The organism is Indolivaga capnocytophagoides (genome assembly GCF_036511535.1).
In the GTDB taxonomy this organism is placed as follows: domain Bacteria; phylum Bacteroidota; class Bacteroidia; order Bacteroidales; family Dysgonomonadaceae; genus Dysgonomonas_A; species Dysgonomonas_A capnocytophagoides.
In genome coordinates this window covers 369,154-393,923 of record NZ_AP028867.1, presented here as the reverse complement: position 1 = coordinate 393,923, position 24,770 = coordinate 369,154, and the positions used below count along the sequence as shown (strand labels likewise).

Genomic DNA, 24,770 nt, shown 5'->3' with positions numbered 1-24,770 from the left:
CCCTTTCAGCCATTAGTAAAGGACTTTAGTCATTAATTAAGTATGAACCGGAGAATCCATAGGGAATGTAACCATAGCATTGTATATACCCAAGATTAATAATTTTAACTTCTTATAATTGCCGTTAGAAAATAAAGGCTTTGATAGAAAAAGATTTTTATATGTCTACTCTTCCTTTTTTATATTGAGAAGGGGTACAATTAAAATGAATCTTAAAACATTTACTAAAGTAAAAAGGATCTTCAAAACCAACTTTATAAGATATTTCTGAAACATTGAATCCACTATTCTTTAGCAATATGGCACTTTCTGTTAAACGTTTTATTTTGATTAATTCATTTGGGGCAAATCCAGTAATACCTTTTACCTTTTTAAAGAAAGTAGTTCTACCATAGCCAGACAGTTCAACAAACTTCTCAATAGTGAATAGACTGTTATGGTAATTATTGTCTAATATTTTTTCTATCTTTTCATAAAAAGTTTTATCCTCTTCGGTAGTATTAATAAGAGTTTCATCAATAACAAACTCTTTAGAGAAACGCTTTTTCAGCAACTCCCGTTGTTCTATCAATTTTATTACTCTTTTTTGTACATACTTCAGGCTAAAAGGTTTTGTAATATATGCATCTGCACCGCTATCTATTCCTTCAAGTTGATGTTCGATAGAAGAATGTGCAGTAACCAGAATGATTGGGATATGGCATGTTTGAAATTCTTCTTTGAGTTGACGGGTTACTTCAAATCCATCCATTTCGGGCATCATTACATCACAAATTATAATATCGGGATTTGTTTCAATAGCTTTATGTAAGCCGTCTTTACCATCCACAGCACTATCAACACTCAGTCTGTCACGAAAACCATCCATCAGAAAGTTGCGTATATCGTCATTATCGTCTATAATCAATAATCTATAGTTTTCAATAATACTGCTATTTATTGTCTCTATCGGCTCTAATACCGATTGATAAATGAAATGTTCGGTACCAGGAAGCGATTCATTTATATCTGAATCTTTTTTATCGGTAAGGAGATTTTCTCCGGTATAAATATTTTTGTCTGTGGATAATTCAATTTTAAAAATAGAACCTCCTCCTACATTATCCTCAAAAGACACCTTACCTTTATGTACCTCTACAAACTCTTTTACTAGAGAAAGACCAATACCTGTTCCTGAATCAGAATAATTTATCTGACTAAATCGACTAAACAACAAATGTTGTTTGTCTTTCGAAACCCCTATTCCACTGTCTATAATTGCAATTATACATTTTTTAGCAGATCGGTCTTCGGTAAGCAAGACTTCTATTGTTCCTTCTTTGGGAGTATATTTAAAAGCATTTGACAGCAAATTGTAAATAACTTTATCGAGTTTTTTTCGATCAACCAATAAAAATAATGATTCGACAGAATTAGTAAATAAATAATTAATTGCCCTTCGTTCGGCTAACTCTTTAAATCCTGTATATATATTATATGAAAAGTCAACTATATCAATTTCTTCAAGATCAAGCTTTAATACATCATTCTGTAATTTTCGAAATTCTAATAACTGATCGATCAATCTTCTTAAATTTAAAGAGTTACGATTCAATACACGCAATTGTTTGTATGCGGCTTCAGGAAGACAGTGTAGTTCGCTCATATTCTCTACAGCACCTTGTATTAGAGTGAGAGGTGTTCTGAATTCGTGAGATATATTTGTAAAAAAACGTAATTTATGGTTAGTTAGCTGCTTTTCTATTTCAATGGCATTATTTAAACGGTTAAATTTAATTATGAGTCGAAATACAATGTAAAATAGTAATAGAATCATTAAAGAATAAAGAACATATGCTATTGACGACTTCCATATCGGAGGAGTTATTGTTATTTCAAGCGAAGTATATCCTTCATTCCAGATTCCGAAAGAGTTTGTACCTTTCACCTTAAATATATATTTACCGGGAGGTAAATTTTTATATGTTGCAATATTGCTATGAGAGGGAGTACTCCATGCCCTGTCATAGTTTTTTAAAATATAAGTATAACAATTTTTTTCGGGGTTCCGTAAGTCCAATGTAGCAAACTCAATTGTAAAGACATTTTGTTTGTTGCTGAGTTTGATATTATCAGTGTAGGTTATAGACTTATTTTTTAATAATGGATCTATATTTTTCCAATCTATTTCATCTATTTGCAATCCAGTTATTAAAGCCCTTGGAGTTAGAGTATCCGGTTTAAATTTCTGAGGATCAAACATCATTAATCCATCTAAACTACCCCATAGCATAGTCCCGTTTTTACGCTTAAAAGCTGCACCTTCATTAAATATATTACCATATATATTTTGGGCAAACTGAAAAGTGACCACAGAATAGTCTGTTTTATTAAAGCGAGATAAACCTCCTTCGCTGCTGAGCCATAAATAACCGTTGTACTCCAACATCCCTACAACATAATTCTCTGGCATTCCTTTATTTATGACAAATGACTGAAAATGTTCGGGATTTTTTTTAATTGCTTTCACATATTTGTTCAATCCTCCACCCGCTGTACCGATCCATATCACTCCTTCCCTATCCTGAAAAATTGTTTTTATATCATTACTGCTCAGAGAATTCAATTGGTTCGGATTCATTTTATAAGATGTATAAGCATCTGGATTCTGTATAAGTTTATCCGGATCAAATTTAATTAAACCATCGCTACTGCCAGCCCATATCATGCCTTCTCTGTCTTGCAAGAGATAGCGAAACATACTTTGATTTCCTTTATCAGAAAGAAAATTCTGGAATGTAAAATTCTTACCTTTTTCATTTTCGGTAATAACACTGATTCCTCCTTTGAAAGATGCAACCCATATTCTCCCTTTATTGTCTTTTATCAAGTGGAATATTTCCTTATCATGCAACGATGTAGGGTCGTTATCTTTATGTGTAAAGTAATTTATTTTTTTGAACGTGTTTATATCAAACAAATAAATACCTCCTCCTTTTGATCCGACCCACATTCGCCGTTGTCCGTCCTCGACCAATGCATAAGGATTCAAGTTCTCGGCAATACACCTTCCTTCTGTTATCATTGAATTATAAACATATAAGCTACCGTTTTTAAGCCCTATCCAAATGTTACCATTCGAATCTTCGCAAATAGAACGTACATTATTCGTTTTACCAACAATATTATTGATCTCGGGACGCATTATATGAACATAATCCGGATTTTTCACAACACGTATAAGCCCTGCATATTCACTCCCGATCCAGATATTACCAAATCGATCTTCGGCAATCGAGAGAAGATAGTTCGATGGTAAGCTATGTTGATTCGATTGATTTGTATAATTAGTTAATTTTTCAGATTTTGGATTATAACAATATAGTCCATAACCATAAGTCGCAATCCAGAATATTCCCTTCGAATCTAAAAAGATATTATCTATTGCAAATGAGTGGTGCATTGATTTTATTAAAACAGCCACATCTGTGGTCAAAAGGCTCATCTTACGTATTTTAGAATCTATTCCGTTACAATACCATAATACTCCTGATTGATTGTAAAACCAAACTGCATTTTGTTTATCCCGTACAAACCAGATTTCTCCTTTCGTATAATCAATGTCATTATTCAAATCAGACAGATAAAACTTATTTTCCGGTATATTATAGATCCATAGTCTCTGAGTTTCGGTCAAAACAAGTAATTCTTTAGCAGAAAAACGATAAAGACTAATCAATGGATCGCCAAAAGTCGTAACTATTTCCTCGAAACTATTTTGTTGCATATTATAGATAATTAAGGTCGATTCGAGTGTCGAAAAGAAAATCTTTTTATCAATTTCAATAGCGTGAGTAAAAGAATATTTGTCGTTATAATAAATTTGAACGGCACCTTGCTTTGTAATCTTTTTTAATCCTTTGCGAGTTCCAATCCAGATATTACCGGAACTATCTTCCTTAAAAAAACTACAACCTTCAGAAGGTGAAGAATATACTGTTTTATCAAATTTTTTATTTTGTTTTTCTTGTATACATATAGCACCATCAGTTGGTCCCCATAACCATATTTTGCCTTTAGACGATTCGTTGAAATTAGTGTATGTCAATAATTTTCCGGTTTCATCCTCTATATGCGTAAATGTATCAGCAACCGGGTTATAACAACTAAATTCGTTTTTATACGTTTTTACCCAGAGATTACCATTACTACTCACATATAAATCTCGGATTCGATGGTCGCTTAAAGCATTTTCCGGCTGATAAGAACGAATGTTGTATCCATCATATCTATTCAATCCATCAAGAGTTCCCGACCATATAAATCCATTTTTATCTATAGTGATGGCTCTAACCGTATTTTGAGATAAACCGTTTTTCGTACTGATTTGAGAAAAGTTAATATTATCAGCATCAAGTGTAGGAAGGTCGACAAAACCAAATACTACTATTAATAATATTTGTAAAGTTTTTTTCATGTAATCAGATTCTTAAGGATATTAATATAACAAATATATAAATATTTACTGTGAAATAGTACATCTCAATCGCTAGTCTGACACATCTACCAAAGGCTAAAAATAGACACAGAAACCTGATAATAAGGCAAATAAACATAAATAAAATCAAGTACGCGTATTGTAATCCATTATTTTGAACTGATTTGCATTTTAATCCATATCGCTCAATTATAGATTTGTCTCGTTAACTTTTATAATACAAAATTGTAAAACATTGTTAAATGAATTATTACATGAAAAACTGTAAAAAAAGACGGAAGTTTCAATGCCTCAAAGGTAAAGGACTTCACTTATTATTGGTAATGTTGTTATTGACAATAACACTACATTCCGCTGCACAAGGCAAATCAATAACAGGAATTGTTATTGATAACCAGAACGAGCCGATAATCGGAGTAAGTGTTTCTATTGATGGAACCACCAATGGAACAATAACCGATATCAATGGTAATTTCTCTTTATCAAATGTTCCCCCTAATTCCAAACTTCAATTTAGTTATTTAGGATACATCAGCCAAAAAGTTGTAGTCGGAAATAACAATACCCTAAAAGTTACATTAATTGAAGACACACAGGCTTTAGACGAAGTAATAGTGGTTGGTTACGGAACACAAAAAAAATCAGATGTTACAGGTGCTATGGTAAGCGTAGGTGCTGATGAGTTAAAAGCACGCCCCACAACCAATGTATTCGAGGCCTTACAAGGAAAGGCTGCAGGCGTGGATATCCGAACCAGTGACCGTCCGGGAGAAATGGGTGATGTATTGATACGCGGAGTAAGGTCTTTAACTGCTTCAAGTTCGCCGCTTTATGTGGTAGATGGTGTACCATTGAATAGCACAATAGGTAAAACACCTGAAGAAAGCCGGGATAATCTATCTCCGAGAGGAGGAGCTTTAGAGTCTATAAATCCTTCCGATATAGAATCTGTCGAGATATTAAAAGATGCTTCTGCAACAGCTATATACGGTTCGCGCGGAGCAAATGGTGTTGTTCTTATTACAACAAAAAAAGGAAAAGAAGGACGTTTTGTTATCAATTACAATGGATCTCTTTCAATAGAGGAACTCAAAGATCGCACTACATGGATGTCGGCAGGAGAATATCTCGAATGGAGACGTTGGGCATATTATTACCGCGATCCGAGTATTTATCCCCGAGGAGATCAACCTACTATAGAAAATGATAAAGCAATATTCAATGGGAATAACGACCCTTATGCTTGGGCAAATATATCGAAAGGTTGGAATAACGGAACTTGGGATGGTTCGAAAGTCGCAACTACAGATTGGACTGATTTTGTGACACAGACAGGGATTACCACAGAGCATACAATCAGTGGGTCGGGAGGCAGTGAAAAAAGCCGATCTTATGTATCTTTCGGATACCTCAATAATAAAGGCACAATAAAAGGTCAAGATTACGACCGATATACAGCTAAGTTGAGTAATGACCTGCAACTTACACCGTGGTTATCTTTAGGATCATCTATAAATGCCACATACAGCATTCAAAACTACGGAATGTCTAATGATGGAGGTACTACTTCAGGCCCCAACAGTGCTTATGCCGCCGCTCAGAGAAACCTTCCTTATGCAGTTCCTTATGATGATGACAATAAGCGAATTGAATATCCGGGAGCTGACTCTAAAATTAAAACAGTAGTTGACGAATGGAAATATTCTACTGATGAGCGTAAAGTATTCAGAGCATTGGGCAGTTTTTATGCGCAGTTTAATGCCGGCAAAATATGGTCTCCACTCGAAGGACTTACATATAAGGTTAATTTTGGTCCCGATTTTCGTTATTACCGCCGAGGCATGTTCAATGATGAAAGCAGTGTAAACCGTGAAGGTGTAAATTACGCATCACTTACCAAGAGTACTGACTTTTCGTGGACATTAGATAATCTTATTTACTATAATAAAAGCATTGGTAAACATGACTTTGGTCTTACACTCTTGCAAACAGCTACAAAATACGAATACGAATATAACTACATGGCAGCAGAAGGTATTCCATTGTCAAGCTCCCTGTGGAATGCATTGAATACAAATAATATCAGTTCTTTGAAAAGCTGGGATTCTTCTTTAACTGAAAAACAACTGCTTTCATATATGGCTCGTATAAACTATACGTACAACAGCCGCTATATGCTTACAGCATCTGTGAGACGAGACGGGGCTTCCCAATTAGCAGAAGGTCATAAATGGGCTACATTTCCGTCTCTGGCTTTAGGCTGGCGAATCGATCAGGAAGATTTTATTAAAGATGTTTCGTGGATCAGCCAATTAAAGCTGCGATTAGGATATGGCGTGACGGGTAATTCAGCTATTGATCCTTATCAAACAAAAGGAGGTATTGTAAGCCTGTTCTATCCATATGGCAGTTCTGCTACTCCGGGATATGTTGGTTACGAGTCGTTAATCGGAGGTGGAGCTGTGGCAATGGCTAATCAGAATCTGGGATGGGAAAAAACAAAGCAATGGAATGTCGGTTTGGATTTCAATTTCCTAAACGGACGCGTCAGCGGTATTTTTGATATTTATACTTCACGTACCACTGATCTCTTAATGCAACAGTATATTCCTTCTCTTACAGGGTATATGACCACTTACAATAATATCGGTGAGACTAAGAACTTCGGTTATGATCTGACCTTAAATCTTGTACCGGTCAGAACTCGTGATTTTGAATGGTCGATAGGTGTTAATGCCGCATATACAAAAAATGAAATTGTATCACTGTCTAACGGCAAAGAAGACGATATAACCAATGGTTGGTTTATTGGTGAATCAACAGGAGTAATTTATGGGTATGAATCAGCCGGTCTTTGGAAAGAAGAGGATGCTTCGGAAATGGCTAAGTTTAATGCCAACGGACATAACTTTCAAGCAGGTATGACCAGACCGGTGGATCAGAATGGCGACTACAAAATAGATGCGAATAACGACCGTAAAATCATAGGGCATACCGATCCGCGTTGGACACTCGGACTGAATACTAATTTCACCTATAAAGGGTGGGATTTGGGTGTACAACTTTATGGACGCATGGATTACACTTATAATAGCGGAGGTGTTTGGGTTGGAGGACGTTACAATGTGCGTCACTACGATTATTACAACGAAAACAACAAAAATGCAGAGTATCAAAAACCAATATTCGACGAAGGAGGTATAGATACTTATTATAATATTTTAGGGTATAAGAACGGCTCTTATTTGAAAATCCGTAATATATCTTTAGGTTATACACTCCCCAATAAATTATTAAAGAGTACAGGTATGTCAAACCTCAAGATGTATGTTCAATGTAAGAATCCGGGTATGATTTTCAGTCATATAGATTTCTTGGATATGGATACTTATACCAATACCTATAATTCAGGTTTTACATTCGGGTTAAATGTATCGTTTTGATAATAATAAAAGCATTAAGAATATGAAAATACATAAAAACATATTTATCAGTCTAGTAGCCGGATCTCTGACATTAGCCTCGATAACCTCATGCAGTGACTTTCTTGATGAAGAGCTGTCAACAAAGCAGAATACCGATTACTTCGATACAAACGAAGGTATAGAGTCGTTAATGACCGGTATTTATTACAATTTACGCTACCATTTTTCTTTCGAATGGGGGTATTCTACAACCAATTACGGAACTGACGAATTTATTGTTGGAGGTGATGGGGCCAATGCCATGTGGAATACATATAGTTCAAGTTTGAATTCAGATGTTCCTGTAGTCAATATAAATACAACGCATGCATATGACATCTGGGATAATATGTATACAGGTATTGCATCAGCTAACCTTTTGATTCAGAAATGTGAGACCAAGTATACAGGCTCAATGACAGATGAAATATTAGGAACAGCTCATTTCATGCGAGGTTTCAATTATTTAAAACTATTAAGACAATACGGAGGTGTTCCTCTAAAATTAACTCCATCGACTACTGTCGAACGCGAATTTGTGCGATCTTCTGCTCAAGAAGTAACAGAGCAGGTACTTGCTGATTTATTAGAAGCTTATGCTAAATTACCATCAACGAAATCGGTCGAAGGGAAGCTTACAAAATCGGCAGCAGCGCATTTTCTGGCTAAGACCTATTTGTGGCGTGCATCGGAAATCAACGACAGCTGGAATTCTGGAACGAAAAGTGCAGATTTGGACAATGTAATTAAATATGCATCGGAAGTGATTTCTGCACATCCGCTAACAGCGAACTACAGCAGTCTTTGGGCATATACCGGACCCGATGGCGCAAATGAAAAACTTTCAGAAATAGTATTAGCTGCACAATTCACATCAGCAGATGCTACTCAGGGTAGTTATGGCAATCAACAACACTTGTATTTTCCGAGTATTTATAGAGATCTGCCGGGTATGGCTCGTGATATTTCGGGAGGCCGTGAATATCAACGTCTGCGCACAACCTATTATACGTATAATGTGTATAATCATGAAACTGATTCGCGTTTATGGAAATCGTTCCGTACTAAGTTAAACTGTACTCAAGCATCAATAAAAGGAACTAATGCTACTTATACAGCCGGCGACAGGGGCGTAATGTATATAATAAATAAACCGGGAGATAGCCGTTTCTCCGAAATATGGAATAAAGAAACTGTTAAAGACGGAGAAACAGACAAGTTAGTACCAACGGTTTTTGCTATCTATCCGAAAGGAACTGATGCCACATCTAAGCCTATGGAGACCGATACTTATGTGAAGTACTACGCTCCGTTGAACAAATACTCCGACGGATCACGTAAAACAGTATCTCAGGAAAGTGGCTACAGAGACGGAATATTGGCTCGTTCGGCCGAAGATTATCTCTTCATTGCAGAGGCTTACATCCGTAAGGGTGAATATGGACAGGCTGTATCGTACCTTAATCAACTTCGCAATCGGGCTCAATGGAAAGCCGGAGAAGATCGAGCCGGATATACTGATGGCGGAGCTGCTTGGAACGAGAATGCATTAGGATGGTCAGTGTATACCGCTGTGGCAGGTAAAGGTACATTCTGCGACCGAAATTCGTATTACGAATCGAACAACCTTCAGATGGGGTCATTAAATGCTCAAGCATCCGAACTGTCAATAACAGACATTACTTCCATAGGTAATCTGCCTAAAGAAGATCAGGATATTTGTTCAAAATTAGGATATAGTTCAGCATACGATGTAGCAATGTGCTTCTTACTAAACGAGAAAACGCGCGAAATGTGCGGCGAGTTTCAACGATGGGAAGACCTCGCTCGTACAAAAACTCTTGTTAACCGAGCTAAAGCCTTCAATAAAGATGCGGCTCTTAATATACAGGATTATCATATGCTGCGTCCTATCCCTCAAACTTATTTGGATATCATTCAAAAAAATGGAAAAGCTTTAACTGCTGAAGAAAAGAAAGCCGAACAAAACCCCGGATATTAAGGATTCTGATCCCTTTATATACTTAATAGAACAAAAAAAATTGAAGACTCATTCAATATACTAATTTGTTGAATGAGTCCTCTTAAACCGTTATAGATTATGAAATTTTTTTTAGTTATCGGATTCGTATCCATATTAGGGCTTACATCCTGTAAACAATCAAAAACATTAACACCTGAGGTTAACGACTCCAATACACCATTGCACTTACTTGATCCCGATTACAAGTTTGCGTATAAAGAGTGGAATACTGACGAGATTAAGCAGTTTTTGGATCGAATATATATTTATCTCGATAAATCGACTCCGACTCGGGTAATAGATAAAGAATCGGGAAAAGAAATTTTGGATTACACACAGATTAACCAACACTCGCAATTAGAACAAGGAGATTTCAGGCTGGCAAGTTACGAATGGGGAGTTACTTATTCTGGGATGATGGAAGCAACCCGAGCCACCGGTGACAAGCGTTATCAGGAATATGTAACAAAACGTTTACGTTTTTTAGCCGAAATGGTTCCTCATTTCTCTAAATTAATCAAAGAATACAATGTCGTTGACGGGCAAATGCGTCAGATTATACAGCCTAGGGCATTAGATGATGCCGGAGCCATGTGTGCTGCTATGATTAAATTAAACCGAATTTATCCAGACTTGAACTGCAACGATATGATAAACAATCACATGGACTTTATCGAAAATAAAGAGCATAGGCTCGCCGATGGTACGTTTGCACGTATGCGCCCGCAAGCCAACACTCTGTGGTTGGACGATATGTATATGGCTATTCCTGCTCTTGCTCAGATGGGAGCATATACTGGCAAGAAACGGTACTTCGATGAAGCTGCCCAGCAAATAAGTCTGTTTAGCAAACGAATGTTTGTTCCTGAAAAAGGATTGTATATGCATGGATGGGTAGAGAGTGCTGAAAGCCATCCGGCTTTTCATTGGGGACGCGCTAATGGTTGGGCATTGCTTACGATGACTGAAGTATTGGAGGTTTTGCCACAAGATCATCCGGAAAGACAAAATATATTGAACCTTTACAAAGCTCATGTCAAAGGCATTGCATCCTATCAGTCCGGTACAGGATTCTGGCATCAGTTACTCGATCGAAATGATTCTTATCTGGAAACATCAGCTACTGCTATCTTTGTTTATTGTATTGCTCGCGGAATTAATAAAGGGTGGCTTGATGCCGTATCGTATGGTCCTGTAGCTCAACTAGGTTGGAGTGCCGTCTCTACAACAATCAATGATAAAGGTCAGGTCGAAGGTACTTGTGTCGGAACAGGTATGGCATTCGATCCTGCATTCTATTATCATCGCCCGGTGAATGTATTTGCTGCTCACGGTTATGGTCCTGTACTTTTGGCTGGTGCAGAAATGATTAATCTCATTAATAAGTTTTTTCCTCAGATGAATGATAGTGCCATTCAGTACTATTCAACTAAACCAAATACAACCAAACCGATATTCGGTGTTGATGGTCAAACTTATTAATTGGCAATTTGATCTTATCTGAACATCTCAAATCTCATCTCTTTTAAATACGATCGATAATCAGCTATAAGTAGCTTAAATCGTTACTTATAGCTTTAATGGTTATACTACCTTATTGTCAAAATTTTAAATTATAAATAAAACATAAACTTGTTTTTTTTAATACAAAGAAAGTATATCAGGCCGGAAATCTTTTGTTCGATAAAGACCCTTTTACAAGAAGACTACCGATACGAAGTCATTTTAAACTTGAGAAAATGCTAGTTAGAAATACATTTTGGAACAAAAAAAGACACTTATTGAACAGTTTAAAAAAAGGAAGAATAATTAATCTTTGTGTTTTATAAAAAACTCTCTCAAAAATGTTAAACATCCGTTTATTATTTCTTCTTCCAATTTTATTATCCAGTCTTAACGTTTATTCTCAGGTAGACAGTACATACATAAGCTCTTTTAATCAGGATTTCTCTGCACGCTCTTATATAGCAACAAAGATTTCGGGTCTCGATAAAATGACTAAACAAGAATACATCGGGCTCATATACCGGATCAATGCTCCGGCAGGAATAGGTATAGGTGCATCATGGAAGAATTATTCATTTGCCTTCAGCCGCAGGATTGGGTTTCTAAGGGATCCTGAAAAAGGAAAAACAAATTCACTCGAACTTCAGTATTACGGTTATAGGCGGAAGTTTGCATACAGTTTATCTTTACAACAACATACCGGATTTTATAATGAAATAATGAATCCCGATGGAGCTTATACAACATACCCAAAAATGAAACTTCATATGTATGGAGGAACTTTTCAATGGGTTTTTAATAATAAGAAATTTTCCTACAAAGCAGCATTCAATCAAAACGAGCGACAACTAAAGTCAGCGGGGAGCTTTCTTCTGGGAGCAGCTGTTTATTACACAAAGCTTAATACTGACACACTACAGTTACTTCCTGACATGAACAGTCTTCATGAAAATATACAATTCGGAATCACCGGAGGATATGCATATTCATGGGTATTGGGCAAATCATGGTTTGTTACAGGGTCTCTCGATCTGGGAGTCAATTTGGGACATAATAATCCCAAACAAATATTTAATGAGAAGATGAAGATCTATCCGACACTAAACAGCCGTATCGCTGCAGGCTATAATCTGGATCCATGGTCTTTCGGTCTATCTTCTTATTATAACCGCGTGTATCTATTTATTGATGGAAAAGATAACCTGAGTGTAAATGAGTTCAACATACAACTTACATTTATAAAACGATTTAACTGGGGTAATAAGTTCGTTAATAAAACATTAAATGAGACTAAACAGAAATTGGACAGATTCGGGTTCTAATTTATATCCGGATAATTGAATTAGAGAAAATAGTACTTATTGAATATTTTCAATTTATTTAAAATGTCTTTTTGGAACAAAAAAGGACATTTTTAGAACGAAAAATATCGGGCAAAAGGGTTGATCTTTGTAATCAGGAAAAGATATAATTTATCTGAAATAGATTAAGTCCAATATCAATAAGTAATTAATAAAAAAGAGATGTTATGAAAAAAATTCTTTTAATTCTTTTAGTAATAGTATCAACCGGAGCTTCAGCTCAGAGTATTTTGAGCCGTCTCCATTTCGGAATTAAAGCCGGTGGTAATTACAGTAATTTTACCAATGCAAATTTTGACACAGATCCATTGATGGGTTTTCATGCAGGAGCTATAGTTGGCTTTGATTTGATCAAGGGCTTATCGGTTCAGCAGGAGTTTCTCTTCTCAACACAAGGTGCAGAAATTAAAGGCGACAACAGTCTTTTCGATAAAGATAAGCTGGAACTGTCATATATCTCAGTTCCTATTCTATTAAAATATAAAACCAGCATCGGTATTTATATTGAAGCCGGACCTCAATTCAATATGCTGGTCTCTGATGTAAAAGATACCGGGTTTGATGAATTTGCAGATAAGGTAGATGCCGGCATTGCCGGAGGTATAGGTTATCAATTTAAGAACCTTGGGATTGGAGCAAGATATTATACTGGGCTAACTAAAGTTGGAAAATTTGACTCCTCTAATATAAAGCCGGACTTTAAAAACAGTGTATTACAAGCAAGTATATTTTATATTTTCTGAGAATATTTAATTAGAAGTCATAAGACAAGACAAAAGATTAGTTGTTCTGCAACTTAATCTCTTTGTCTTCTTTTTCTTAGAAAACCGTGGTATAAAACTCAACTATGCCTGAAATCATTAGGAGTCAAACCTGTATGCTTTTTAAAGAATCGTCCGAATAAAGATGGAGTAGGAAAATTATACTCATCTGAGATTTGTGTAGCCGTCAGGTTGGTTGTTCTTAATAAAACTTTTATTTTAGTTATGACAAAATCATTAATCCAAACTAAAGCAGTCCTCCCTGTTGCCTTATAAACATTTTGAGAAAGACCACGTGCTGTCATATTCATTTTATCTGCATAAAAATTAACCGTTCGATCTTCTTTGTGGTATATTCCAATCAAGTCTATAAATTGCTTCATGACATTGTTCTTATCTACCTGGATTTTAGATTGATTTAAGTCGATAGACATATACAGGCTGCTAATCTTAGTCAAGTATCCGGATAATACCCCTTTTATCATGCTCTCTCGAAGAGTTACATCATCGCTATCACTGTCATATAAATGCAATATCAGTGAATGGAATTCTATCAGGATATACATATCCTTTTGTGAAACTTTTAAACTAGGGGTTCTTAGCGTTTTTTCAATAATCCCATAACGGTTATGTAAATTAAGGTCAGATATAAAATCAAAAGAAAAGAATAAAGTTTTTAGCTCCAGATCATCACTTTTTGATATCAATTCTATCAAATGGTCAGATGGGATAATAAGGATGGACTCTTCTTCTATCGCATATTCCTCCATATTTATTTTGATACATGCATAGCCTTTTGTGCACAAAGCAAAAGTAATCTCCTCAAACACGTAAGGTTCATTTACTCGATATTCCGCGTCCGGATTTTTTAATAAAATAAAATTATTCAGATAACCTAGTTTCTTTAAATCTAATCTAGTTGTTTGTTTCGACTTCCATATTTCTTTTTTATTCATAATCAATTATAAATATTAAATATTCAGTTTGCGGCTTACTAAAGTATAAAAATAAAAATTTGGAACAATTCAGAATAACATAAAAAGATAAAAACAATACAATTAACCACATAATAGAACTATCAAAGTGCTTTTTTGAACAATTCCGGACAATAAGAATCTCTAAATTTTGGAATTCAATTTAAAGAAAACCTGCAGAAAATAATACAGACACATCTTTCCGAAAAAACAGAAATAGATCCTATGGATACATCAACCAGATTAGACAATATGGATTACAGGATTGCTAATAAATTATAAAAAAATCAAACTTCACCTGAATATTTATTTTTAACAAATTGTATTTAAATAAAAAATTCTGTAAATTTGATTGTCTACCAGAACACAGAACACAAGATAAAATCAATGATAGTACCACCGATTCTCATAGAGTTGCTAAGCAGAATAAGAGGGGCCAAACTTTATCATAACGCTTATATGGGTTGCCGAGTATATGTACCCCTTTTACTTAACTATGCTCCTTTTAAAGTAAGAACAAAGCTTTATTTTGAAGTTGTCAATGACAGCCTAAGGCTAAATGTTAACGTCTCTTCAAATGATTATACGGCTATGTGGTGCAGGCAGGAAACCGATCGTATCAGATCAATGATCGAGGATCAGTTTCATGAAATTATATTCAATTGTGAATTGATATACCGAAATATCCCTTTAGCAATTAGGCTCAAAGACAATCTTTTTCCTATTTTGAGAAATATAACACCTCACCTGACTGGTGCAGTTCGGTTCCTGTGCAAGATGAAAGTATCGATATTGTTATCCGGAAACTGGATGGACAAATGGTTCTTGTCGATCACTCTGGCTTTGATACGTTATAGGAATAAAAGGATTAAAAAGTTATACATCTTCTTGTCTAATGCTCGAATTCCCGATCTTGAGAAGGATCTGAATACCCAATGGCCTGACATTAAGCTTCCCGTCTTTCTGGTATCAGTAGAAAGTTTGAGTTTTGATATCATTACCCATGAGGCACTACTTGAATCTGTTGATTCACAGACAATGATTATTATTGATGACTGCCACCTATTCAAATCACCTGAAGCTGTACGCTCATTGCGAATGATGGAAATAGCAGACAAGTGTAATTATAAATTAATGATGACGGATTCTCTGATTTTAAATAATATCCATGATATTTATATGCAGTATCGTATTCTCAATAAAGATATACTCGGTTATTATCATTGGGAGGATTTTTCTAAAAAGCACATAATCTATGGAGGAATAGGCGGAAGTCAAATACTGGGATATAAGAACCTGGCTTACCTGACCAGTCTGGCTGAACCTTATACGTACTCTATGCAGGAAGAAGAAAATATAGAGACAGACCTGATAATCAAAACATATATATGTGAGTTAACCGCTATACAAAAGGAACTATATAAAAAGAAGAAAAATGAATTATTAACACTTATCGAAAGATATGAAATCAGATTATATGATATTTTTCGAATAATGGGTGAAATGGAACGGATTGTATGTGGTTATATTCCCACTAAATTAAAGGGCGGTAATTATGTAACAAATAAATTATCGCTTTTTGAAAAATTCACATCATATAAATCTCAGGTTGTTGTCTTTTGTAAATATCTTTTTGAGATTGATTTATTAATCAACTTCTGGGGACGAAAACAATGTGCTGTTTTTTGTGGTAAAAACAAAAAGGAAAGAGCAGCTGAGAAAATGCAATTCATTCGAAATAATAAAAAATATCTTATTTCAACATTGCATGTCAGGGAGCTTTGTTTGAGAGGAATTAATAAACCTTGTGAAATCATATTCTTTTCACTTTCCTTTAAATACAAAGGTTACAAAAGAGAATTATCTTATATCAGGGATAACGGAATATCCCGTAACACCTCGATTAAACGTTTTATAACGAATAGTGGAATTGACAAAAACATCATAGAGAATCTGGCAAGGAAAGAAAAACTGGTTAATCAAATCAACCGGTTATTCGCAAATCGCCAGATGCTGAAAGAATTTGTTGAAGATCTATAGATACAAAAAAATATGATACGATGGATAGCAATGGGGATACAAGAATAGAAAAAATCTGGGGTACAGATCACCGTTTATATGAATTAATCGCGCCATTTGTTATGAATCCGGAAGTTATTCGCTTAAATGGCGGTTATCCTTTCAAGAACACGGAAGACCATCTTTGGTATATTTCCATTAAGGGAAAGAATATGGTAACCGGTTTTATTTCTATTGTGAATAACCGTTTATGCAATGATTTTACATGGCAGGACAAGGATGTATTAAAGCAGCTCTTAGAACGGGTTTTTAATGATATTGAAAAAGGAACACTCATCACCTTTGTAGCAGACAACTCTGATATGGGACTTCTCGAAGAAATGGGATTCTCTATGGAAAAAGAAGGAACTAAATATTTTAAAATGGCTAAGGTTATATGAAAGAATATACGAAAAATGTATATGAGATAACTCTGGACCGTATCGAATATATCTTTTCTGAATTTGAAAATATATACCTGGCTTTTTCCGGAGGTAAGGATAGTGGTGTAATGCTGAATATAGTTCTGGACTATATGCGCAAGCATGATATAAAGCGGAAAGTCGGAGTATTATATATGGACGTGGAGGCCTCATATAAAAGGACTGTCGAATTTATCGAACGGATGTTTCTCGGCAACCTTGATTTAATAGAGCCTTATTGGGTATGCCTTCCTATGATAACAACGAATGCAGTTTCTATGTATGAACCTTTCTGGATCTTTTGGGATCCAGACAAAAAAGCTAAATGGGTACGTCCGATGCCCGAACATAATTTTATAATTAACAGTAATAACCATTCCTTCGATTTTTACAAAGAGAATATGACTTTTGAAGAATTTGCTTTGCATTTTGGGGATTGGTATGCTCATAAGCATGGAAGCAAAAGAACCGCCTGCCTGATAGGCATACGTGCCGACGAAAGCCTGAATCGTTATCATGCCATATCCAGAAGAGATAAAGTATCTTATAAAAACCAAAGGTATTCGACCAGAATAACAAATACAACTTATAATTTTTATCCTATAAGCGATTGGCGCACAGAAGATATATGGACTTATAATGGTAAATTCCGTAAGCTATATAACACTATCTATGATTTGTTCTATAAGGCTGGAGTTCCTTTATCTAAAATGCGGATTTGCGAACCCTATGGTGACGAACAAAAGGCTGGATTAAATCTTTTCAAAGAACTCGAACCGGAAACATGGGTAAAGGTAGTCGATCGGGTCAGTGGTGCTAATTTTGGAAATATCTACTGCGGAACCAAAGCATTGGGCATGGGGAAAATAAAACTCCCCCAAGGACATACATGGAAGAGTTATTGTAAGTTTCTGTTAAAAACACTTCCTGATGAAACAAGAAAAATATATACAGTCAAGTTTATAAAGTTTATTCGTTACTGGAACCAAGTAGGTTCCCCTGTTAGCGATGAAGATATTCTTGAACTTGATCCAGACATGATTATTAATACCCATAAATACAGTAAGCGAGGAAAAGGAGATAAGGATGTCGTTCGTTTCAAAACGATACCCGACGTATTGCCCGGGCTGGATAATAAAACAGATTTCCTTTCCTGGAGACGGATGTGTATGGCCATTCTTAAAAATGATATTACATGCAGAACTCTGTCATTTTCTTTGACTAAAAAGCAGATACTGAAACAACAGGAATTAATCAGGAAATACCAGGAAATATTATGAACCATCAGAACTATCCTAAAGAAGCTTTTTTACAGACAGTAGAAAATATTTGTCAGTATATTGAGAGAATTGAGAATGTGAATGACAAAATCGATACTTTAAATTATGTCAGGTCTATGCTACATGAAATTAGTCCGATGAAGCATCACCCTGTAGATTTTGTCGCTTGGGAAAAATCAGAAGATGTGGAAGGGAATGATTACAATCCCAATAGTGTAGCCCCTCCTGAAATGGCCTTATTAATTACCTCTATAGAAGAAGACGGTTATACAATGCCTATTGTCGGCAGTCCCGAAAAAGGAACAATCCGTATTGTGGACGGATTTCACCGCAGAAAGGCGGAACAGAGTTCAAAGAAAATAAGCGGGAGTACACTCGGCCGGCTTCCGGTTACTTATATACGCGAATCTAAACGGGAATTAAGTCAAAGGATGGCATCAACAATACGCCATAACAGGGCAAGAGGAACTCATGATATAACGCTAATGTCAGAAATTGTACGGGAATTAATTACTTCAGGAAAATCAGCAGTCTGGATTTCCAAGCATATAGGCATGGATATAGATGAGATCCTACGTTTGAAACAACTGACAGGAATTGCAGAATTGTTTAAATCAAGGGATTTCTCAATCAGAAATATTAACGATAAATAATAATATTATGATTAGAGTTTTGATGATTCTCAAAAACATCTGATTTTGATATCAAAATAAAGTCAGTGAACATCGAGCCTAGTCTCAAAACTTTAGCTTTTTTTGATGAGATACAGTTTAAGAAACTCATCACAGAAAATATAAAAGATGAGCTCAACAACGAAAAACAGGAAATTATAGAAACAATATCATTTAAATATAATCACCTACTATTCAACATCTTTCGTTAATTCTATTTGACTTTCTATTTTAGAAGAGTTAATGCTTTAAAATCAAAGCCAGTTCTCCTAAGTGTTTGTTTTTAAGATGATCATTATTTATGATTTTACAGTATAAAGGTCTCTTTCCGAAAATAAATAATATATTTGTAATAAATAATATTCAGAGAAATTACCTTCTTTTATTATATATAATACATATATTTGCTCTTCTTATGTGTGCGTACACATGACTGGTTAAATAATTTTATGGAGAAAGATCAAAAAGGAAATATACGAATTGTTGATATAGCAAAACTTGCCGGTGTATCAGCCGGTACGGTCGACAGAGTATTACATAAAAGAGGGTACGTTTCGGAAGAAAAGAGAGAAAAAATAGAGAAGGTTCTTAAAGAGATCAATTATGAACCCAATATGGTCGCTCGCTTTCTTGCTTCTAAAAAGGTATACAATCTCTGTGCAATTATACCTAAGTATACTCGTGGCGATTACTGGGAACAGGTATATGATGGTATAAATCTTGCCATTTCCGAATTAAAAAGCTTTAATGTATCAGTTGAATACCTGCTCTTCGATCAGCAGGACACCAAATCTTTCATGGAAATAACGAAAGATATGATGAGGAAAGGATACGACGGAATACTTATAGCTACATTATTCGGCGACAAAGTAACAGATTTAGCGAAATCTCTCGATGAAAAAGAAATACCATATGTTTTTATAGATTCCAATATACCGGGGCAGAATAATCTCGCTTATTTCGGGGCAGACTCTTTTATCAGTGGATCCATTGCAGCCAAATTGATGGTGAAAGAAATAGGCAATAATGCTGATATAATTATCGCCCATATAAAAAATACGGATAAAGGCACATCCACTCAAATGCAGGGGAGAGAACAGGGATTTATGGATTATTTAAAGAAAATCCAATTTTCAGGTACATTCCATCATATAGAAATAGATCCGGAAGATTATATAAAGGCTATAAGAATAATAAAAGAAATATCACAGAACTCTGCATCTTCGGTAGGAGGCATAGTCTTCAATTCTAGAATATATGAACTTGCATTTCTTTGTAAAAAGCTGAGTGACCCTCAAAACAAGATCATACTGCTTGGATATGATTCTATTGAAAAAAACATGAATGCTTTAAAAGAGAATCTTGTCTCATTTCTTATTGCTCAACGACCAGGTTTGCAAGGCTATGACGGCATCAAAGCTTTAAGTAATTATTTATTATTCAAACAGTATCCCGAAAAATTAAACTATATGCCCCTCGATATATTAGTAAAAGAGAATATAGATTATTATAATAATTTCAGACTATAAGTATTATAATTAAGGTCACATACCTATTTATAGCTTTGGTAAGTGTAATGATCTGAAGCTGTTATAAACTAAAAATATATCATTAAATACTTTCATTTACTTATAAGGTAAATATCAGAACGTCTTCTATGATAGAAACAAGCTTCCTTTATTTTACTTACCAAGTTAAAGACTTAATATAAGTCTATTGCATAGAATAACAAATCATACAATAAAAGCTCTCTACAAATGGAAAACAATTTATTTGACATCAAAGGAAAAGTAGTAGTTATCACCGGAGGATATGGTGTATTAGGATCCAGCATGGCTGAATACCTGGCATCGAACGGAGCCAAAGTAGCAATACTGGGACGCTCTCAGGACAAAGGTGAAGCATTAGCTAAAAACATCAGAGAAAAAGGATATGACGTTACATTTTTCAAATCGGATGTTATGGATCAGGCAAACCTTGAATGCTGCAAAGAACAGATAATCAAAAAATACAATAAGGTAGATGTACTGATCAATGCAGCCGGAGGTAATATGCCAGGAGCAACAATTCCTCCCGATAAAACAATCTTCGATATAGATATCAATGATTTCCGTAAAGTTGTCGATCTCAATCTTTTCGGAACAGTAATCCCTACTCTGGTATTTGCCAAAGCAATGGTTAAACAAGGCAAAGGCAATATTATCAACATAGCCTCAATGTCTTCATTCCGACCTCTGACAAGGGTTATGGGATATGGCGTAGCCAAATCAGCAGTAGCAAATTTCACTAAATATATGGCAGGTGAACTTTCTCTGAAGTTTGGAGACAAATTCAGGGTAAATGCAGTGGCTCCGGGATTCTTTATTACAGAACAAAACAAAAATCTGATGCTAAATCCCGATGGATCTTATACCGACCGCGCAAAATCGGTTGTAGCCCATACTCCATTCAAGCGCTTCGGTGAAGCTAACGAACTGCTAGGATCTATTCATTATTTGGTTAGTGAGGCTTCAACATTCGTCAACGGATCCATTGTTGTTGTTGACGGAGGATTCGATTCATTCTCTATCTAAACTTGTATTATCACAATGGACTATATAAACACTGTAATCACTAAACACTTTTAAGGTATCAGACCTGTTTATTGACTTTGTAAGCATAACAGAAGGAGCAGAGTATTGCTTCAGAACATGTCTTTAAATACGGTCTGTAACTTATCTATAATAAACAATAAATCATGATACTAAGCGAACAAACATGGAGATGGTACGGGCCTAACGATCCGGTAAGCCTGCTTGATATAAAACAAGCAGGAGCAACAGGTATTGTTACCGCCCTGCATCATATAAAAAACGGAGAAGTATGGACTATTGAAGAAATTCAAAAGAGAAAAGTTGAAATAGAAGCAGCCGGACTTATATGGTCGGTTGTCGAAAGTATTCCTGTACATGAATATATTAAAACACAAGAAGGAAACTACAAAGAGTTCATCGAAAATTACAAGCAAAGTATCCGCAATCTGGCTCGATGCGGTATAATGATTATAACCTATAACTTCATGCCGGTGTTGGATTGGACTCGTACCGATCTGGCGTATACCATGCCGGATGGTTCGAAAGCTTTACGATTCGAAAGAGTAGCTTTTCTAGCTTTCGACTTATTTATCCTTAAACGACCAAATGCCGAAAAAGATTATTCGCAGGAGGACATAGCTAAGGCGAAAGCTAGATTTGAAAATATGGACGAAGCCGAAAAGGATCTGCTTGTTCGTAATATGATAGCAGGATTACCCGGAGCGGAAGAAAGCTTTACCCTTGAAGAATTCCAGAGACAATTGGACAGATACAACGGTATAGATGCTGAAAAGCTACGCTCCAACCTTATATACTTCCTTAGCGAAATAGCACCTGTTGCTGATGAAGTAAACGCTAAACTTGCCATCCATCCTGATGACCCTCCGTTTGCGATACTAGGACTGCCACGCATACTCAGTACAGCCAGCGATTTTTTCAAATTAGTTCAGGCAGTACCCAATGATTCAAACGGTCTATGTTTTTGTACGGGATCATTCGGAGTAAGAGCTGATAACGATCTACCTAAAATGATATTACAGTTCGGAGACCGCATAAATTTTGTACATCTTAGATCGACACAAAGGGATGAAGAAGGTAACTTTTATGAAGCCAATCATCTCGAAGGAAATGTTGATATGTACAATGTAATGAAAGGCTTTCTTGAAATTCAGCAAAAAAGACATATTTCGATCCCATTCCGGCCTGATCATGGTCATCAAATGATAGATGATCTGAACAAAAAAACAAATCCCGGATACTCATGCATCGGACGCTTACGCGGACTTGCCGAACTGAGAGGGCTTGAGTTAGGCATAGCCAATAGTTTGTATAAATAAGGAATCAGACTTATTTATGGCTTTGACAAGTATAGGTATCCTAAACTTATTATAACTTGAAAATATATCATTAAATACTTTCATTTACCGAAATAACAACAAAAGCAATCATATAAAGATTGCTTTTGTTGTTATTTAAGCGGATATTTTTCTTTCTATTTTATCTATAGAAAAACGATCTTTAAATAGCTGGAAAATTTAAAAAAAAGGTATTATCCGAAAAAATGCAATTTCACTGTAACCTTTGTAACCTTTTTCGGAATCTTTTTGTAGAGGCGTAAATTATACGCCAGAAATAAAAACATAGCAGGCTATCTTATCTAACAGGTAAAAGTACCATTCGAAGAGTGAACATAAAAGATGTGACCTTTGTTACCTTTTCAAAAGAAAATATCCGATAAACATTTAATAAAAAACAAATTACAAGGAGAACCATCGAAATTCATTTACCATTTCTGATTGTAACCTTTTGTTCCCCTCCAGCCATAACCTACTGATTATTTTATAATCTATTCTGCTTTTTGGATAATACAATAATGCTATATTTATCATTCTTAATCAGAATGATTCTACATAATTTTGCTATCTTTGCCTAACATTGAGGGCTTTTTGATAATAGGTCGAATAGGTTTCAACAATCAACTTTAGCTATTGATGGATTCAACCCTTAAAACCACACTGGTATTTGAGTAACAATAGTAGTAATGATTAACTGAAAAGAAAATATGCTTGCATTTGTCAATTGGGATGTTAATCCTGAACTAGTGAATCTATTTGGCCGAGAAATCCGTTGGTATGGCCTTTGCTGGGCTGTAGGTATTCTCTGTACATCGTATTTCATCCGAAAAATGTATGAGTATGAAAAACAACCGGAAAAATTATTCGACCGGCTGTTCTTATACGTAGTTATCGGACTTATTGTCGGGGCTCGTCTCGGACATTGTTTATTTTACGACCCAGTACACTACCTGTCTCATCCTTTGGAGTTATTTAAAATATGGGAAGGCGGACTTGCCAGCCACGGAGGAGCTATCGGAATGACTTTGGCCGTTTGCTTTTACGCACAGTCTATCAGTAGACAAAAGATCAACTGGAAGCAGTTTTCGATTTTTGGTCTTATAGGTCTTTTATTAGGTGTCCGATTGGGTTATTGTTTCTTCGATGCACCTGAAGTGTATCTGCAAAATCCACTGAAGATATTTATGTTATGGGATGGCGGATATAGTACAATAGGCGCATTCTTAGGACTACTTCTCGGATTATGTGTGTATATGGTATACCTCACCCGCGAAATGACTATAAGTGTTTTGGATCGCTTAGTCGTAGGTGTTGCTATCGGGGCAGCTTTTATACGTATCGGTAATCTTATGAATTCGGAAATTTACGGTGGACCAACCTCTATGCCATGGGGATTCAATTTCGTAAGGGATAGAAATTGGCATTTACCTCTGGAGATGGGAGGAGCAGGAGAATTACCTTGTCATCCGACCCAACTCTACGAAGCCCTTATCTATCTTATTATATTCGGAGCCACTATGTACTTGTTTTATAAAACTAATGCCAAAGAAAAACGAGGGCTGATACTAGGCATTTCCCTGATAGGAATTTTCTTTTCGCGTTTCCTAATCGAATACATTAAATATGTACAAGAACCTTTCGAAATACAAATGAGAGATACAATCGGGATGAATATGGGACAGCTGCTTAGCTTACCGTTTATAATCTGGGGAGTATGCCTCATATACAACTCTTTGAAGACGAATAAACAAAGCACTCAAAAATAACACCGGATCTCAGATCCGTTTACCGCTATGGTAAATTCATATACAATTTGATCGCTATAACTTTAGAATACATTATAAA

General features: G+C 35.6%; 15 protein-coding genes. 13 read left to right on the top strand and 2 right to left on the bottom strand.

Annotation, left to right across the window (positions count from 1 at the left end; genetic code table 11):
• Window positions 1–157: 157 nt before the first annotated feature.
• Window positions 158–4,456 carry a hybrid sensor histidine kinase/response regulator transcription factor gene (locus tag AABJ51_RS01760; protein ID WP_338374200.1) on the bottom strand — a complete coding sequence of 1,433 codons (4,299 nt, stop codon included), beginning with the start codon at window positions 4,454–4,456 and terminating at the stop codon, window positions 158–160.
• Window positions 4,457–4,731: 275 nt separating this feature from the next.
• On the opposite strand from AABJ51_RS01760, the gene AABJ51_RS01755 reads away from it, so the two are divergent.
• From AABJ51_RS01755 to AABJ51_RS01735, 5 genes are all read left to right on the top strand, one after another.
• Complete coding sequence (locus AABJ51_RS01755) at window positions 4,732–7,920, top strand: SusC/RagA family TonB-linked outer membrane protein (RefSeq protein WP_338374199.1); 3,189 nt, start codon at window positions 4,732–4,734, stop codon at window positions 7,918–7,920.
• A 22-nt stretch (window positions 7,921–7,942) separates the two neighbouring features.
• The gene (locus tag AABJ51_RS01750; protein WP_338374198.1) at window positions 7,943–9,943 is read left to right on the top strand and encodes a RagB/SusD family nutrient uptake outer membrane protein; all 2,001 of its coding nucleotides are present in this window, start codon (window positions 7,943–7,945) and stop codon (window positions 9,941–9,943) included.
• A 99-nt stretch (window positions 9,944–10,042) separates the two neighbouring features.
• A complete protein-coding gene (locus tag AABJ51_RS01745) occupies window positions 10,043–11,446 on the top strand; it encodes a glycoside hydrolase family 88/105 protein (RefSeq protein WP_338374197.1) in 1,404 nt (467 codons plus the stop codon).
• A gap of 362 nt (window positions 11,447–11,808) precedes the next feature.
• On the top strand, window positions 11,809–12,792 hold the full coding sequence (locus AABJ51_RS01740; protein WP_338374196.1) for a DUF4421 family protein: 984 nt from the start codon (window positions 11,809–11,811) through the stop codon (window positions 12,790–12,792).
• A gap of 206 nt (window positions 12,793–12,998) precedes the next feature.
• Window positions 12,999–13,574: a porin family protein gene (locus tag AABJ51_RS01735; protein WP_026625630.1), complete on the top strand. Its 576-nt coding sequence runs from the start codon at window positions 12,999–13,001 to the stop codon at window positions 13,572–13,574.
• Between the two features lie 98 nt (window positions 13,575–13,672).
• Here the strand turns inward: AABJ51_RS01735 and AABJ51_RS01730 are convergent, their stop codons facing one another.
• Entirely contained in the window at window positions 13,673–14,548 is an 876-nt protein-coding gene (locus tag AABJ51_RS01730) for a helix-turn-helix domain-containing protein (protein ID WP_338374195.1), read from the bottom strand.
• Window positions 14,549–15,025: 477 nt separating this feature from the next.
• Here AABJ51_RS01730 and AABJ51_RS01725 point away from each other — a divergent pair, with 477 nt between their 5' ends.
• From AABJ51_RS01725 to AABJ51_RS01690, 8 genes are all read left to right on the top strand, one after another.
• Window positions 15,026–16,606, top strand: coding sequence for a hypothetical protein (locus AABJ51_RS01725; RefSeq protein ID WP_338374194.1), 1,581 nt, complete (start codon window positions 15,026–15,028; stop codon window positions 16,604–16,606).
• Window positions 16,607–16,626: 20 nt separating this feature from the next.
• The gene (locus tag AABJ51_RS01720; RefSeq protein ID WP_338374193.1) at window positions 16,627–17,025 is read left to right on the top strand and encodes a phospholipase D-like domain-containing protein; all 399 of its coding nucleotides are present in this window, start codon (window positions 16,627–16,629) and stop codon (window positions 17,023–17,025) included.
• On the top strand, window positions 17,022–18,326 hold the full coding sequence (locus AABJ51_RS01715) for a DUF3440 domain-containing protein (protein ID WP_338374192.1): 1,305 nt from the start codon (window positions 17,022–17,024) through the stop codon (window positions 18,324–18,326). The genes AABJ51_RS01720 and AABJ51_RS01715 overlap by 4 nt, the downstream gene beginning before the upstream one ends.
• A 137-nt stretch (window positions 18,327–18,463) precedes the next feature.
• Window positions 18,464–18,979, top strand: coding sequence for a ParB N-terminal domain-containing protein (locus AABJ51_RS01710; RefSeq protein ID WP_434781393.1), 516 nt, complete (start codon window positions 18,464–18,466; stop codon window positions 18,977–18,979).
• A 467-nt stretch (window positions 18,980–19,446) separates the two neighbouring features.
• Window positions 19,447–20,526 (top strand): LacI family DNA-binding transcriptional regulator, encoded by a 1,080-nt coding sequence (locus AABJ51_RS01705; RefSeq protein WP_338374190.1) that lies wholly within the window; start codon window positions 19,447–19,449, stop codon window positions 20,524–20,526.
• Window positions 20,527–20,754: 228 nt separating this feature from the next.
• Window positions 20,755–21,570 (top strand): SDR family oxidoreductase, encoded by an 816-nt coding sequence (locus AABJ51_RS01700; RefSeq protein ID WP_134437419.1) that lies wholly within the window; start codon window positions 20,755–20,757, stop codon window positions 21,568–21,570.
• Between the two features lie 164 nt (window positions 21,571–21,734).
• Window positions 21,735–22,907, top strand: coding sequence for a mannonate dehydratase (uxuA, locus tag AABJ51_RS01695; protein ID WP_338374189.1), 1,173 nt, complete (start codon window positions 21,735–21,737; stop codon window positions 22,905–22,907).
• A 725-nt stretch (window positions 22,908–23,632) separates the two neighbouring features.
• Window positions 23,633–24,691: a prolipoprotein diacylglyceryl transferase gene (locus AABJ51_RS01690; protein WP_026625621.1), complete on the top strand. Its 1,059-nt coding sequence runs from the start codon at window positions 23,633–23,635 to the stop codon at window positions 24,689–24,691.
• The last annotated feature ends 79 nt before the right edge of the window (window positions 24,692–24,770 follow it).

Coding starts and splice junctions, on each gene's coding strand:
- AABJ51_RS01760 (WP_338374200.1), bottom strand. CDS start 4,456: ATGAAAAAAACTTTACAAATATTATTAATAGTAGTATTTGGTTTTGTC.
- AABJ51_RS01755 (WP_338374199.1), top strand. CDS start 4,732: ATGAAAAACTGTAAAAAAAGACGGAAGTTTCAATGCCTCAAAGGTAAA.
- AABJ51_RS01750 (WP_338374198.1), top strand. CDS start 7,943: ATGAAAATACATAAAAACATATTTATCAGTCTAGTAGCCGGATCTCTG.
- AABJ51_RS01745 (WP_338374197.1), top strand. CDS start 10,043: ATGAAATTTTTTTTAGTTATCGGATTCGTATCCATATTAGGGCTTACA.
- AABJ51_RS01740 (WP_338374196.1), top strand. CDS start 11,809: ATGTTAAACATCCGTTTATTATTTCTTCTTCCAATTTTATTATCCAGT.
- AABJ51_RS01735 (WP_026625630.1), top strand. CDS start 12,999: ATGAAAAAAATTCTTTTAATTCTTTTAGTAATAGTATCAACCGGAGCT.
- AABJ51_RS01730 (WP_338374195.1), bottom strand. CDS start 14,548: ATGAATAAAAAAGAAATATGGAAGTCGAAACAAACAACTAGATTAGAT.
- AABJ51_RS01725 (WP_338374194.1), top strand. CDS start 15,026: ATGGGTTGCCGAGTATATGTACCCCTTTTACTTAACTATGCTCCTTTT.
- AABJ51_RS01720 (WP_338374193.1), top strand. CDS start 16,627: ATGGATAGCAATGGGGATACAAGAATAGAAAAAATCTGGGGTACAGAT.
- AABJ51_RS01715 (WP_338374192.1), top strand. CDS start 17,022: ATGAAAGAATATACGAAAAATGTATATGAGATAACTCTGGACCGTATC.
- AABJ51_RS01710 (WP_434781393.1), top strand. CDS start 18,464: ATGAAGCATCACCCTGTAGATTTTGTCGCTTGGGAAAAATCAGAAGAT.
- AABJ51_RS01705 (WP_338374190.1), top strand. CDS start 19,447: ATGGAGAAAGATCAAAAAGGAAATATACGAATTGTTGATATAGCAAAA.
- AABJ51_RS01700 (WP_134437419.1), top strand. CDS start 20,755: ATGGAAAACAATTTATTTGACATCAAAGGAAAAGTAGTAGTTATCACC.
- uxuA (WP_338374189.1), top strand. CDS start 21,735: ATGATACTAAGCGAACAAACATGGAGATGGTACGGGCCTAACGATCCG.
- AABJ51_RS01690 (WP_026625621.1), top strand. CDS start 23,633: ATGCTTGCATTTGTCAATTGGGATGTTAATCCTGAACTAGTGAATCTA.